This is a genomic window from Allobosea sp. Leaf344 (assembly GCF_001426225.1).
In the GTDB taxonomy this organism is placed as follows: domain Bacteria; phylum Pseudomonadota; class Alphaproteobacteria; order Rhizobiales; family Beijerinckiaceae; genus Allobosea.
Genome location: NZ_LMRT01000001.1, coordinates 218288 through 232295, shown reverse-complemented (window position 1 = coordinate 232295; position 14008 = coordinate 218288). Strand labels below are relative to the sequence as shown.

General features: G+C 68.6%; 11 protein-coding genes. 9 read left to right on the top strand and 2 right to left on the bottom strand.

The annotated features are described in order from the left end of the window. Window positions 1-59: 59 nt before the first annotated feature. Window positions 60-1400 carry an aspartate aminotransferase family protein gene (locus ASG72_RS01090; RefSeq protein WP_056707763.1) on the bottom strand — a complete coding sequence of 447 codons (1341 nt, stop codon included), beginning with the start codon at window positions 1398-1400 and terminating at the stop codon, window positions 60-62. A gap of 161 nt (window positions 1401-1561) precedes the next feature. Here ASG72_RS01090 and ASG72_RS01085 point away from each other — a divergent pair, with 161 nt between their 5' ends. The 3 genes from ASG72_RS01085 to ASG72_RS01075 all read left to right on the top strand — a co-directional run bounded on the left by ASG72_RS01085 (window position 1562) and on the right by ASG72_RS01075 (window position 6009). Then, on the top strand, window positions 1562-3385 hold the full coding sequence (locus ASG72_RS01085; RefSeq protein ID WP_056707760.1) for a hypothetical protein: 1824 nt from the start codon (window positions 1562-1564) through the stop codon (window positions 3383-3385). Between the two features lie 154 nt (window positions 3386-3539). Next, on the top strand, window positions 3540-5051 hold the full coding sequence (locus tag ASG72_RS01080) for an EAL domain-containing protein (RefSeq protein ID WP_156395742.1): 1512 nt from the start codon (window positions 3540-3542) through the stop codon (window positions 5049-5051). 88 nt (window positions 5052-5139) lie between these two features. Further along, a complete protein-coding gene (locus ASG72_RS01075) occupies window positions 5140-6009 on the top strand; it encodes a TIGR01459 family HAD-type hydrolase (protein ID WP_244488653.1) in 870 nt (289 codons plus the stop codon). 4 nt (window positions 6010-6013) lie between these two features. On the opposite strand, the gene ASG72_RS01070 is transcribed toward ASG72_RS01075, so the two are convergent. Next, window positions 6014-6397 carry a response regulator gene (locus ASG72_RS01070; protein WP_056707755.1) on the bottom strand — a complete coding sequence of 128 codons (384 nt, stop codon included), beginning with the start codon at window positions 6395-6397 and terminating at the stop codon, window positions 6014-6016. 256 nt (window positions 6398-6653) lie between these two features. On the opposite strand from ASG72_RS01070, the gene ASG72_RS01065 reads away from it, so the two are divergent. The 6 genes from ASG72_RS01065 (at window position 6654) to ASG72_RS01040 (ending at window position 13957) form a co-directional block, all read left to right on the top strand. Further along, the gene (locus tag ASG72_RS01065; RefSeq protein ID WP_056707751.1) at window positions 6654-7103 is read left to right on the top strand and encodes a MaoC family dehydratase; all 450 of its coding nucleotides are present in this window, start codon (window positions 6654-6656) and stop codon (window positions 7101-7103) included. Window positions 7104-7196: 93 nt separating this feature from the next. After that, window positions 7197-8180: a bifunctional riboflavin kinase/FAD synthetase gene (locus ASG72_RS01060; RefSeq protein WP_056707747.1), complete on the top strand. Its 984-nt coding sequence runs from the start codon at window positions 7197-7199 to the stop codon at window positions 8178-8180. A gap of 203 nt (window positions 8181-8383) precedes the next feature. Further along, a complete protein-coding gene (ileS, locus tag ASG72_RS01055) occupies window positions 8384-11374 on the top strand; it encodes an isoleucine--tRNA ligase (protein WP_056709842.1) in 2991 nt (996 codons plus the stop codon). After that, window positions 11371-11853 carry a signal peptidase II gene (lspA, locus tag ASG72_RS01050; protein ID WP_056707744.1) on the top strand — a complete coding sequence of 161 codons (483 nt, stop codon included), beginning with the start codon at window positions 11371-11373 and terminating at the stop codon, window positions 11851-11853. Before ileS ends, lspA begins: the two co-directional genes overlap by 4 nt. Window positions 11854-11932: 79 nt before the next feature. Next, window positions 11933-12586 (top strand): hypothetical protein, encoded by a 654-nt coding sequence (locus ASG72_RS01045; protein WP_056707741.1) that lies wholly within the window; start codon window positions 11933-11935, stop codon window positions 12584-12586. Window positions 12587-12661: 75 nt separating this feature from the next. Continuing rightward, window positions 12662-13957, top strand: coding sequence for a pitrilysin family protein (locus ASG72_RS01040; protein ID WP_056707737.1), 1296 nt, complete (start codon window positions 12662-12664; stop codon window positions 13955-13957). Window positions 13958-14008: the final 51 nt, after the last annotated feature.

The window sequence follows — 14008 nt, the reverse complement described above, 5'->3', positions numbered from 1 at the left end:
GGCCGCAGCCCGGCCCGGGGGCGGCCGCCGCCTCCGGTGCCCGCGCTATTGCCGTGGGCTCATCCCGCCACGGCCCTGATCACCCGCCGCACCTTCTCGGTCAGCTCCTCGATCTGGCTTTCGGAAATGATCAGCGGCGGGGTCAGCGCGATGGTCTCGCCGGTGATGCGGATCATCAGCCCCTCCTCGCGGAAGGCCCGGTCCATCGCCTCATAGGCGCGCTTGCCCACGCCTTCGGGGCGGGAGGCGAGGTCGATGCCGGCGACGAGGCCGAGCGTGCGGATGTCCAGCACGTTCGGCTCCTCCTTCAGCGACATCATAGCCTCCGCCCAGATCGGCTCCAGCGTCTTCGCCCGCTCGAACAGCCCCTCGTCGCGATAGATGTCGAGCGCGGCCAGCGACGCCGCCGCCGCCAGCGGGTGGCCGGAATAGGTGTAGCCGTGGAATAGCTCGATCACATTGTCGGGACCATGCATGAAGGCGTCGTAGATGTGCTTGCGCGCGATCACGCCGCCCATCGGGACGGTGCCCGAGGTGACCCCCTTGGCGAAGGTGATCATGTCCGGGATCACGCCGTAGCGCTCGGCGGCGAAGGCATGGCCGAGACGGCCGAAGCCGGAGATCACCTCGTCGAAGATCAGCAGGATGCCGTGCTTGTCGCAGATCTCGCGCAGGCGCTTGAGATAGCCCTGCGGCGGCGGCAGCACGCCGGTCGAGCCGGCCATCGGCTCGACGATGACCGCGGCCACGGTCGAGGCGTCGTGCAAGGTCACGATCCGCTCGAGCTCATCGGCGAAATGCGCGCCATATTCGGGCTCGCCCTTGGTGAAGGCCTGTTTCGCGCGGTCATAGGTATGCGGCAAATGGTCGGTGCCGGTCAGGAGCCCGCCGAAGAACTTCCGGTTGCTGACGATGCCGCCGACCGAGATGCCACCGAAGCCGACGCCGTGATAGCCGCGCTCGCGGCCGATCAGCCGCGTCTTGGCGCCCTTGCCGGAGACGTTCCAATAGGCGATCGCGATCTTCAGAGCGGTGTCGACGGCCTCGGAGCCGGAACCGGCAAAGAACACATGGTCGAGATCGCCCGGCGCCAGCGCGGCGATGCGTGCGGCGGCGGCGAACACCTTGGGGTGGCCGAACTGGAAGGATGGCGCATAGTCCAGCTCCTCGGCTTGCGCCTGAATGGCCTGTATAATCGGCTTTCTTGCATGGCCGGCATTGCAGCACCACAAGCCTGCCGTTCCGTCCATGATGGGCTTACCTTCAGGAGTGTAATAGTATATTCCTTCTGCGCGGGCTATCATGCGCGGATTTTGCTTGAAGGACCGGTTCGCCGTGAACGGCATCCAGAAGGCATCGAGGTCGTTGGGCGTTCCCAGAGGCTTCAGGGCGGAGGTCATTGAGCGTTCCTGTCCGGTTGAGAGCCCGGCAACCTAGCAGCCAACAACAAGGGGGGAAATGACGCAAAATCACCGCCACCCTGCACATACTGAATGTGACGAGAAGATAGTGGAGTGACGTAGGGCAGGTTAATGCCTTAAATAGGACAATGAGCGAAGCGATGGGCCATAACCCGCTCCCCGAGGGTAGCGCTGTTCTGACCGCGCCGGAGAAATCCGGCGAGCGGCCGGAGCGTGCCGCCCTGGCGCGGGTGCTCGGCTCGGATGCCTTCCGCAGCGCCCCGAAGCTCTCGGCTTTCCTGTCCTACATCGTCGAGACCGAGCTGGCCGGCCGCGGCGCCGAGCTCAAGGGCTACACGATCGCCGTGGAGGCGCTCGGCCGCTCATCCGATTTCGATCCGCAGACCGATCCGATCGTGCGGGTCGAGGCGGGCCGACTGCGCAAGGCCCTGGCTCACTATTATGCGCATGAGGGCGCCGACGACCCGCTCCGCATCGCGATCCCGCTCGGCGCCTATGTGCCGCAATTCCAGCGGGCCGATGCGCCGGGGCCGAGCTTTCCGCCGGTGCCCGATATCGGGCCACGCCCCAGTGCCGCGCCCGCTTTGCCGCCGGCCCCGGCGCCGGCCGCCCCCGGCCCGGTGCGGCTGAACGCGCTGCGCATGATGGTCATCGGAGCCTTCGTCGCCGGAGCGCTGCTCGCCGGGCTTTCGGTCTGGTTCGTGGTCGATGACGAGCCGCTTCTGGTCGGCGGCGCTCTGACCAGCCTGTCCGACGAGCGTCTGCGCCCGCCGGGCGGCGCGGCCGCCGCCCAGCCTCCCGCCACCCGCGCCAGGCTGCCTTTGCTCGCGGTCGTCAACGAGCCGCAGGACGATCGCTCGCTGATCGAGGCGGACAAGAGCTTCTCCCGCTATTTCATCGACGCTCTCGCCCGCTACGACGATGTCGTCGCGGTCCGGATCCAGCCGGAGGGGCAGGCCGCCGCCGAGGATGTGGATTACATCTTCGAGACCAGCGTCGAGCGCGTCGGCGATGCGATCAGCGCCTTCGGCCGCCTGCGCGGGGCACGCGACGGACGCGTCGTCTGGACCACCTCTGTCCCCAGCCCGGGGGGCGATCGCCCGACCGATTCCGAGCTGGCGGAGCTGGCGCAGCGCCTCGCGACGCGCCTGGCCGAGCCGCATGGCGTGGTGCGGGCCGATGCGCGCCAGCATTCGCCGTCCTGGATGATCCGCTGCATCTTCCAGGCCCAGGATTTCCGCAGGACGATCACCGCCGAGGGGCATCTGGAGGCGCGCGCCTGCCTCGAGGACGTGCTGCGCTTCGACCCGAATTTCCACCCGGCCTGGTCGCATCTCGCGATCATCACGCTGATGGAATTCGCCTCCGGCCTCAACGCCCGTCCCGGCTCGGCCCTCGACCGCGCCCTGACCCAGGCGATGACGGCCGTCCGCCTCGCGCCATCGAGCGCGCGGGCGCATAAATCGCTGATGTCGGCGCTGTTCGCGCGCGGCAAGATCGAGGAAGGGCTCGCGGCCGGGCAGGAGGCCTTCGCCCGCAATCCCTCCGACCCCGACATCATGGCCAATCTCGGCGCCCGCTACATCATGCTGAACCGGCCTCAGGACGGCCTGCCGCTGATGCAGCGCGCCATTCAGCTCAGTGCCGGACGCCCGCCCTGGTATGATTTCTACGTCTATCTCGGCGCCAGGCTGGCCGGCAACGCGCAACTCGGCGAGACGCATCTCGCCGTGCTGATGGGCGACGGCAATTCGCTCAGCCTGCTCGCCGTGGCGATGGAGGCCGCACGCACCAATGACGGCGCGGCCGTCGCCTCGGCGGTCAATGCGCTGATCCGGCGCGAGCCGCTCTTCCGCTCGGATCCCGCGGCGTTCCTGGCCCGCAAGGGCTTCAACGCCGAGGTCTCGAGCCATATCCTGCAGGCGCTCGGCCCGCTGGTGATGGACCGGCTGAAGGCGCTCTGAGGCGCAGGGCCGGCAAGTCCGCTCGCTACGTCATCGATCATCGTCAAGGCCGCGCGGGAGGCAGGCTCGCTTGCGGGGGCGGGCGCGGGTACAGTTGCGGCACTTCGTGTGATTCGCCGCTTTCCCTGCCTCTTTCAGACGTGCGAACGCTGCCTTGGCCCGTATCGACTTCAGTACCCTGCATCCCTTGGCCGGCGCGGTCACCGGCCTGTCGCTCGGCGCCGGCACCGTGCTGCTCGTCCCGGGTGCGCTGGGGAGCGCGCTGGGGCTGATCCTTGCGGGCGGTGGGCTGATCGCGTCGCTCTGGCAGCAGCAGCGCAAGGCGCTGGCCCTGCGCGAGCAGGTGCTCGCGGGGCTGGGCGAGATCAAGGTCCGCTCCGCCGCCAATGCGATCCGGCTGGACAATCTCTCCCAGCGCGTCGAGCAGATGCCGATGCGCGATGCCGATGCGGCGCCGGCGCGCGCCGCCATCAACGAGCTGACGGCCGAAGTCGGCCTGCTCGGCGATCTCATCCATCAGATCGCCACCACTCTGGCCGATCATGACGAGCAGCTGGCCAAGGCCGCTCCCGCCGCCGCGAAGCCGGCGCCGCCGCAGCTCGCCCCCGTGCCGGTGATCGATCCGGAGGCGGCGCGGCGCGAGCGGCAGGAGGCGCTGATCGCCGAGCGCGAGGAAGCGGCGCGGGCGGCCGAGCGCGCCGCCGAGGACGAGCAGGCAGCCCTGATCAGCCAGGCCCTGTCCGAAGGCCGGGTCGAGGTGCATCTCCAGCCGATCGTCGAGCTGCCGCGGCGGCGCACGCGCGGCTACGAGGCGGTGGTGCGGCTGCGCCTCGACGAGGCGACCCTGCTGATGCCCGAACAGTTCCTCGGGATCGTCGAGGCGAGGGGCTTCGGACCGACGCTCGACGCGCTGGTCCTGACGCGCACCCTGGCCATCGCCCGCCACCTCTCGGCCAAGGCCAAGGGCGCGGAGAGGAAGGGCGCGGAGAGGAAGGGCACCGAGAGCCGGGAGCCCGCGCTCTACGTCTCCTGCAATTTCAGCCGCGCCACCTGGAACTCCGCCCGGGCGCTGGCGACGCTGGCCCGCATCCTCGACAAATATCGCGAACATGCGGAAAGCCTGGTCATCGAGATCCCGCAGCCGGTATTCCGCCTGCTCGATCCCGCGAGCCTCGGCCTGCTCGGAGCGATGGCCACGACCGGGGTGCGCTTCGCGCTCGACCAGCTGGTGGATCTGCGCTTCGACCCCGCTTCGCTGTTCGAGCGGGGCGTCCGCTTCGTCAAGACTCCGGCCGCGCTGCTGCAGGCCGAGATGAGCGGCGCGGTCTCGCTCGACATCGCGGCCAGCGACCTTTCGACGCTGCTGGCCCGGGCCTCCATCTCCCTGATCGCCGAGGAGGTCGCGGATAATCCCGCCGTCGCCGACATGATCGAGCTCGGCGTCGGCTATGCCCAGGGCAACGTCTTCTCGCCGCCGCGCCCGGTCAAGCCGGAGGTCTTCGCCGAGCCGGAGGCCCCGCCGGCGCAGGATACCGCCGAACCGGCCGCGCCCGCGCGCGCCTCGGCCGAGGTGATCGGCTATCCCGATGCGCAGCCCAGCCGGCCCGCGGCCGAGCCGCCGGAGCGGCTGCCCTTCCGCTCCGTCCTGCGCCGCGCCACCGCCTGACCCGCCTTCGACGACGATCGCTCCCCGCCCTTGGCAGTTGCGCCGCAATCGGGGACAAGGCGCTGACACCGCCCCCGGAGTGATCGCCTTGCAACTGCCCATCGCCACCCGCACCGCCCCGCTCGCCGGCTTCTCGGAGATCGCCGGCCAATTCGACCTGTGCCTGTGCGACATCTGGGGCGTCGTCCATAATGGCGTCACCGCCCATCGCAATGCGGTCGAGGCGCTGATCGCGATGCGCGAACAGGGCGGCACCGTCGTTCTGGTCACCAATGCGCCGCGCCCCCATCGGGAGATCCGCGCCCAGCTCGCCGGTCTCGGTGTGCCCGAAGTGGCTTTCGATGCGGTTGTGACCTCCGGCGATGTCTGCCGCTCGCTGATCGCCGCACGGGCGGGCGAGCCGCTCTATATGATCGGGCCGGACCGGGACCTGCCGTTGATCGCCGGGCTCGACGCGCCGCGCGTTTCGGCGGAGGAGGCGGCCTATGTGCTGTGCACCGGCCTCTTCAACGACGAGGAGGAGACCGCCGAGACCTATGCCGACATGCTGACCGACTTCGCGCGGCGCAAGCTCAGCCTGATCTGCGCCAATCCCGATCTGGTGGTCGATCGCGGCGGCCGGATCGTGCCCTGCGCGGGGTCGCTCGCTCTGGCCTATGAGGAGATGGGCGGCGAGGCGATCTATGCCGGCAAGCCGCATCGGCCGATCTACGACGCCGCCCTCGCGGCGGCGCAGGAGGCGCGCGGCGCCACGATCGACAAGGCGCGCATCTGTGCCATCGGGGACGCGATCCGCACCGATATCGCCGGCGCGCACAGCTATGGCGTGACCAGCATCATGGTGCTGGCCGGCATCCACGCCCAGGATCTGATGGAGGCCTCATGGGAGGCGCGACATGGCTGGATCGGCGAGCAGAGCCACCGGCCCGATTATGCCTGCGAGCACCTGGTCTGGTGAGGTTTCAGGCCGCGCAGACCGATTCGATCTTGGTCTTCAGCGTCTGCGCGTTGAACGGCTTGACGATGTAGTTGTTCACGCCGGCCTTCTTGGCGGCGATGACGTTCTCGGTCTTGGATTCGGCCGTGACGATGATGAAGGGGGTCTCGGAGATCGCCTCCTCCTCCCGCACCCGGCGCAGCAATTCGAAGCCGGTCATCGGCTCCATGTTCCAGTCGGAGATCACCAGCCCGTACTTCTTGTCGCGCATCTTCTCGATGGCGGCGGAGCCGTCGGGAGCATCGTCCACATTCTCGAAGCCGAGCTGCTTCAGCAGATTGCGGATGATCCGCACCATCGTCTGGTAATCATCCACCACCAGAATCGGCATGGTCGGGTCGAGAGCCATGTGGCGTGCTCCAAGCAACATATCGCGTTCCGGAACGAAGCTCCGGCCGCGCTGCCGTCATCCTTGGCGGCATGACCAAAGGTCTAGCGCCGGCCGGTTTCGATCGGGTTAATCCGACCGCTCAGTTCCGCTATGCGGTTCGCGCCTTGCGCACCAAAGTCCAATGGTTGAACCGATCGGCTTGTGAGACGTTTGCCGCGTGGCCGCCCTCCGGCGGCGGATCAGACGCCACGCCTTTCGGAAGCAGCAGCACGCGATGAGCACCTCACTCTATCAGGTCCATGGTTTCGAGGATCTGGCCATCGGCCAGAGCGAGAGCCTGATGCGGACGGTGATGGAGCGCGACGTCTCGCTCTTCGCCGACATCTCCGGCGACGCCAATCCGATCCATCTCTGCGACCGCTACGCGGCCACCACGAAATTCGGCCAGCGCATCGCGCATGGCATGCTGACCGCCAGCCTGGTCTCGGCGCTGCTCGGCACGCGGCTCCCGGGCCCGGGCGCGGTCTATCTCTCGCAGACCCTGACCTTCCTTGCGCCGGTCAAGATCGGCGACGTCGTCACCGCGCGGGTCGAGGTGGTGGAGCTGGTCGCCGAGCGGCGCCGGGCGCGCTTCTTCTGCGAGTGCCTCGTCGACGGCAAGGCGGTGCTGGAGGGCGAGGCCTGGGTTGCCCTGCCGCCGGCGTCGCGGCTGCCGGCGGGTTAGGGGCGGCCGGGGCCTCGGCTTGACGGCCTCGCGCGGTTTCGGCCAAACACGGCCGAACTCGCTGTCTCGCCGGCAACCGGACCCTCATCCTCAATGACCGCACCCGCCGCTGCTGAGCCGGCCGACCCTCACGCCAGCCTGGTCCTCGACCCCGCCCGGCCGATTCCCGCGGCGCTGCGCGGCGCGGTCGTCGCGCTCGGCAATTTCGACGGGGTGCATCGCGGCCATGCCGAACTGGCCCGGGCCGCCGCGGCCATCGCCGCTCCGCTGGGCGCGCCGACCGCGGCCCTTACCTTCGAGCCGCATCCGCGCAGCGTGTTCCGGCCGGAGCAGCCGGTCTTCCGGCTGACCCCGCCGGCGATCAAGACCGAGCTGCTGTCGAAGATCGGCTTCGCCACGAGCTTCATCCTGCCCTTCGACAGGGAGGTCGCGGCGATCTCCGCGGAAGCCTTCATCGACGAGCTGCTGCTCGGCCGGCTGGGGGCGCGGGGGCTGGTCTGCGGCTATGATTTCCATTTCGGCCGCGGCCGGGCCGGTTCGCCGGAACTGCTGCAGGCACGGGGTGCGGCGGAGCATGTGCCGGTCACCGTGGTCCCCCCCTTTCTGGTCGATGGCGAACCGGTGTCGTCGACCGCGATCCGCCTGGCGTTGGAGGCCGGCGACGTCGCCCGCGCCGCCAGATTGCTCGGCCGGCCCTGGTTCGTGCGCGGTTCCGTGGCGCATGGCGACAAGCGCGGCCGCGATCTCGGCTACCCCACCGCCAATCTGCATCTGCCGCGCGATTGCCGCCTGCGCTACGGCATCTATGCCGTGCGCATCAGGATCGACGGCATCTGGCGCGACGGCGTCGCCAGCTTCGGCAGCCGCCCGACCTTCGACGACGGCGCCCCGCGGCTGGAGACCTTCGTCTTCGATTTCGCCGGGGACCTCTACGGCGCCAGCGTCGACGTCGCCTTCGTCGCCTTTCTCCGCGGCGAGGAGAAGTTCGACGATCTGCCGGCGCTGATCGCGCAGATGGACAAAGACAGCGCCCGCGCCCGGGCCATCCTGGCGCAAACACCGCCCTTCCTTCCGTAAGCGCCGCCTGCTAGAAGCCGCTGATGTCCGCTCTCCGCGTTTCCACCCGCTCGCCTGCGCGAATTACGGGCCCGGCTGCCGCCCTGCGCTGATGCGCGGGCGCTTGCGCAGTCCGGGATGACCGCCGCATCTTCCTGTCCCGTAGGACGAAAGCGCCCGCCGGCCGATCGGCGAGCCCGTCCCCCTTGCCCGAGCCGGATTCCATGACCGACAAAGCCACTGACAAGCCTGCGGATGCCGCCGATTATTCGCAGACCCTGTTCCTGCCGCAGACCGAGTTTCCGATGCGCGCCGGTCTGCCGCAGCGCGAGCCGGAATTGCTGGCGCGCTGGGCCCGCATCGACCTCTACGGCAAGCTGCGCGAGGCGGCGAAGGGCCGCGACCGCTTCGTTTTGCATGACGGCCCGCCCTATGCCAACGGCAACATCCATATCGGCCACGCCCTCAACAAGGTGCTGAAGGACCTCGTCGTCCGCTCGCAGCAGATGCTCGGCCAGGATTCCAATTACGTGCCGGGCTGGGACTGCCACGGCCTGCCGATCGAATGGAAGATCGAGGAGGAATACCGGGCGAAGGGCCGCAACAAGGACGATGTCCCGGTCGTCGAGTTCCGCAAGGAATGCCGGGCCTTCGCCGAGAAATGGGTCGCCATCCAGCGCGAGGAGTTCAAGCGGCTGGGCGTCGAGGGCGACTGGTCGGACCCCTATCTCACCATGGCCTATCCGGCCGAGGCGCAGATCGCCCGCGAGATCATGAAATTCGCCGAGAGCGGCCAGCTCTATCGCGGCTCCAAGCCGGTGATGTGGTCGGTGGTCGAGAAGACCGCTCTGGCCGAGGCCGAGGTCGAGTACGAGGAACACACCAGCGACACGGTGTTCGTGGCGTTCCCGGTGATCGCCTCCGCCTCGCCGGAACCCGACGCGGCGTTGCTGAAGGCCTCCATCGTCATCTGGACCACCACGCCCTGGACCATCCCGGGCAATCGCGCGATCTCCTTCAACAACAGGATCGATTACGGACTCTACGAGGTCACGGCCGCTCCGGATAATAATTGGGCGAAGGTCGGCGCATCCTATGTCCTCGCCAAGAACCTCGCCGCCGGCGTCTTCAAGGCGGCCAAGGTCGAGGATTTCAGGCTGGTCCGCGATCTCGCGCCGGGTGTGATCGAGGGCCTGACCTGCGCCCATCCGCTGCGCGGCCAGGGCTATGATTTCGAGGTTCCGCTGCTCGATGGCGACCATGTCACCGACGAGGCCGGCACCGGCTTCGTCCATACCGCGCCCGGCCATGGCCGCGAGGATTTCGACATCTGGATGGCCAGCGGCCGCCGGCTCGGCGAGCGCGGCATCGAGACCCGCATCCCCTATACCGTCGACGAGAACGGCCGCTTCACCAAGGACGCGCCGGGCTTCGAGGGCGCGCAGGTCATCACCGACAAGGGCGAGAAGGGCGACGCCAACGAGGTCCTCATCAAGGCGCTGGCGGGCAGCGGCCATCTCGTGGCGCGGGGCCGGCTGAAGCACCAGTATCCGCATAGCTGGCGCTCCAAGAAGCCGGTGATCTTCCGCAACACGCCGCAATGGTTCATCGCCATGGACAAGCCCGTCCAGGGCCTCGGCAACCGCACCCTCCGCGAGATCGCTCTGGGCGCGATCAAGGAGACGCAATGGGTGCCGGCGGCGGGCGAGAACCGCATCAACGGCATGATCGCCAACCGCCCGGACTGGGTGGTCTCGCGCCAGCGCGCCTGGGGCGTGCCGATCACCGTCTTCGTCGACAAGGAGAGCAAGGAGGTCCTGGTCGATGCGAAGGTGAACGCCGCCATCGCCGAGGCCTTCGAGGCGGAGGGCGCCGACGCCTGGTTCACCGACACCGATGGCGCCCGCTTCCTCGCGCCCTTCGGCTATGATCCCGCCCGCTACGAGCGGGTCACCGACGTGCTCGACGTCTGGTTCGATTCCGGCTCCACCCATGCCTTCACTCTGGAGAAGCGTGGCGATCTGCGGGCCCGCCGGCGTGGCGATGGCGGCAATGACCGGATCATGTATCTCGAAGGCTCGGACCAGCATCGCGGCTGGTTCCATTCCTCGCTGCTCGAGAGCTGCGGTACGCGCGGCCGGGCGCCCTACGACATCGTCCTGACCCATGGCTTCTGCCTGGACGAGAAGGGCGAGAAGATGTCGAAATCCAAGGGCAATGTCACCGCCCCGCAGGACATCATCAAGGATTCCGGCGCCGACATCCTGCGCCTCTGGGTCGCGGCGGCGGATTACTCCGACGATCTGCGCATCGGCAAGGAGATCCTGAAGACCTTCGTCGAGACCTATCGCAAGCTGCGCAACACCATGCGCTGGATGCTCGGCACGCTCGCCCATTTCAGCGAGGACATCCGCGTCGTCGAGCCCCAGACGATGCCGGAGCTGGAGCGGCTGATGCTGCATCGGCTGGCCGAGCTCGGCCCGCAGGTCGAGGAGGCCTATCGCGGCTACGACTACAAGAAGGTCGTGACGCTGCTGTCGCAATTCATGAACACCGAGCTCTCGGCCTTCTATTTCGACGTGCGCAAGGACGCGCTCTATTGCGATCCGCTGTCCAGCCATGTCCGCAAGAGCGCGCTGACCGTCGTCGACCATCTCTTCCGCTGCCTCACCACCTGGCTGGCGCCGATCCTGGTCTTCACCGCCGAGGAAGCCTGGCTCGAGCGCTATCCCGAGGTGAAGGGGCTGGACGGGTCGGTCCATCTCGAACTCTTCGCCCAGGCGCCGGAATCCTGGCTCGATCCGGAGCTGGCCGAGCGCTGGACCAAGATCCGCCGGGTCCGCCGCGTCGTCACAGGCGCGCTGGAGCTGGAACGCGCCGCCAAGCGCATCGGCTCCTCGCTGGAGGCGGCGCCGCAGGTCTTCATCTCCGATCCCGATCTGCTCGCCGCTCTGTCCGGCGTCGATCTGGCCGAGATCAGCATCACCTCCGGCATCCGCATCGAGAGCAGGGACGGGCCGCAGGACGCGTTCCGCCTGGCCGATGTGCCGGGCGTCGCAGTGGTCTCGCATCGCGCCGACGGCGTGAAATGCGCCCGCTCCTGGAAGTATTTCGATCCGGCCAGCGCCGATCCCGCCTATCCCGAGGTGACCGCCCGCGATGCGCGGGCGCTGCGCGAGCTGGGCGTGCGGCAGAGCGGGGCGGGCGGGCGATGACGCGCAACCGCCGCCTCGGCCTCGCCATCGTCCTGGCCGTCTTTCTCTCGGATCAGGCGAGCAAGCTCTGGCTGCTGTTCGTGGCGCGGCTCGCCGAGAACGGGCCGTTCTCGATCACGCCCTTCATGGACATCGTGCTCGCCTGGAATCGCGGCGTCTCCTATGGGCTGTTCCAGCAGGATGGCGAGATCGGGCGCTGGGCGCTGGTGGTGATCTCGATCGTCGCCTCGATCTGGCTCGGCCGCTGGATGTGGCGCGAGCCGCGCCGGCTGACCGTGATCTCGCTCGCGCTGATCGTCGGCGGTGCGCTCGGAAACGCCGTGGACCGCGCCGTCTACGGGGCAGTCGTCGATTTCGTGCATCTGCATTACGGGGATTACGGCTGGTACATCTTCAACATCGCCGATGTGGCCATCGTTGTCGGGGTGGCCGGCTTGCTGTATGAGTCCCTGCCGTCCCGTGCCGACAAGCCGGCCTGATCGCCGGCTCTGCCATTGTTTTGCCGCTCGCCCGTGATTGGGGAGAGCGGAGATCAGACACTCCGAGGGAGAACTCGACATGGCTCTTCGCATCTGCGCGCCGCATCTCCTGCTGGCCGCCGGCATGCTGCTGACCGCGGCGCCGGCTTCGGCGCAGGAAGGCGTCCTGTTCAAGAACCTGATGGAGAGCGTCATCGGCGGCGGCAAGAACGAGATCGAATATCGCCAGCGCCCGCCGCTGGTGGTGCCGCCCTCGACCGCGCTGCCGCGTCCGCAGGAGCCGGGCAGTGCCCGCACCGCCGCCTGGCCGAACGATCCCGACGTCGCCAAGCGCCGCGAGCAGCGCGCCAATGCGCTGATGCCGGCGACCGAGCGCGAGAAGTGGCGCGAGAACCAGCGCCCGCTGCTGAGCCAGGAAGAGCTGCGCAAGGGCCGTGTCGCCGGGCGTGACGGCTATGGCCCGTCCAATGTCGGCACCACGACCTATGAGGAGAATATCGGCCCGATCCGCATCGGCCGCGATCTCGCTGCCCGCAAGCAGCAGGACAACATGGACAAGCTGGTCTACGGCACGGAGCCCGAGCGGCAATATCTCTACGAGCCGCCGGTCGGCTATCGCCGCCCTGCCGGCACCGCACCGCTCGGCCCCGGCCGCGGCGGCCCGCGCGAGGACACGCAGGCGATCGGCCAGCTCGAATTCGCCACCGGCCGTCCCGCGCCGACGATCCAGTAAGCCGGAGCGACGGCTGGCAACCGGGAGGGGAGCGTCCTATATGGGTCCGACGCATCCCCGACCGATGGACACGCCATGACGATCCACACGCCACCGACCCATATCGCCGCGCAGGTCGACGCCTTCAGGCTGGCCAACGGGATGGATGTGGTGGTGGTGCCCGATCACCGGGCCCCGATCGTCACGCATATGGTCTGGTACCGGAACGGCTCGGCCGATGATCCAGCGGGCAAATCCGGCATCGCGCATTTCCTCGAACATCTCATGTTCAAGGGCACGGCCAAATGGCCGGCGGGCGAGTTCTCGAAGATCGTCGCCGGCTTCGGCGGCCAGGAGAACGCCTTCACCTCCTTCGACTACACCGCCTATTTCCAGCGCGTGCCCAAGCAGCATCTGCGGGCGATGATGGATTACGAGGCCGATCGCATGACCGGCCTGCATTTCGACGAGGATGTCGTGGCGCCCGAGCGCAATGTCGTGCTCGAGGAGCGCCGCATGCGCGTCGATTCAGACCCGGCCGCGCAGCTCGGCGAGGAGTTCTCGGCGGCCCTGTTCCTGCACCACCCCTACGGCACCCCGATCATCGGCTGGGAGCACGAGATCGAGGAGTTGAACCGGCAGGACGCCTTCACCTATTACCAGCGCTTCTACACGCCCGAGAACGCCATCCTCGTCGTCGCGGGGGATACCGATGCGGCGGAGGTGCGCGCCTTGGCGGAGGCGACCTATGGCGCCATCCCGGCGCGGGGCGAGACGCCTTTGCGCAAGCGCCCGGCCGAGCCGGAGCCGCGCGCTTCGCGCCGGGTCGTCCTCGCCGATCCTCGCGTGCGCCAGCCCTCGCTGCGCCGTGGCTGGCTGACCCCCACCTATGTCAGCGGTGACAGGGACGAGGTCTTCGCGCTGGAACTCGCCGCCGAGATCCTGGGCGGCGGCACCACCTCGCGGCTCTACCGCACGCTCTGCGTCGAGCAGGAGCTGGCCGCCGGTGCCCAGGCCTATTTCATGGGCTCGATGGTCGATCGCTCCGCCTTCCAGATCTCGGCCAGCCCCCGACCGGGCGTCGCGATGGAGACGCTCGAGGCGGGTCTGGACGCCGTTCTCGCCGCCTTCCTCGAGCAGGGGCCGAGCGAGATCGAGTTGGCGCGGGCCCGCACCCGCCTCGTCGCCGAGACCGTCTTCGCCCGCGACAACCAGTCCTCGCTGGCGCGGATCTTCGGCTCCTCCCTCGCCGTCGGGGAGACGGTCGCGGATGTGCTGGCCTGGCCGGAGCGCATCGAGGCGGTGCCGCGCGAGGCGGTGGTCGCCGCCGCGCGCCGCTACCTCAGGCCGGACCGTGCCGTCACCGGCCTGCTGCTGCCGGCCACGGCCTGACCGACACTCATCGCCATAACGGGCCGGGCCCAAAGCCTGGCCGTGAGGACT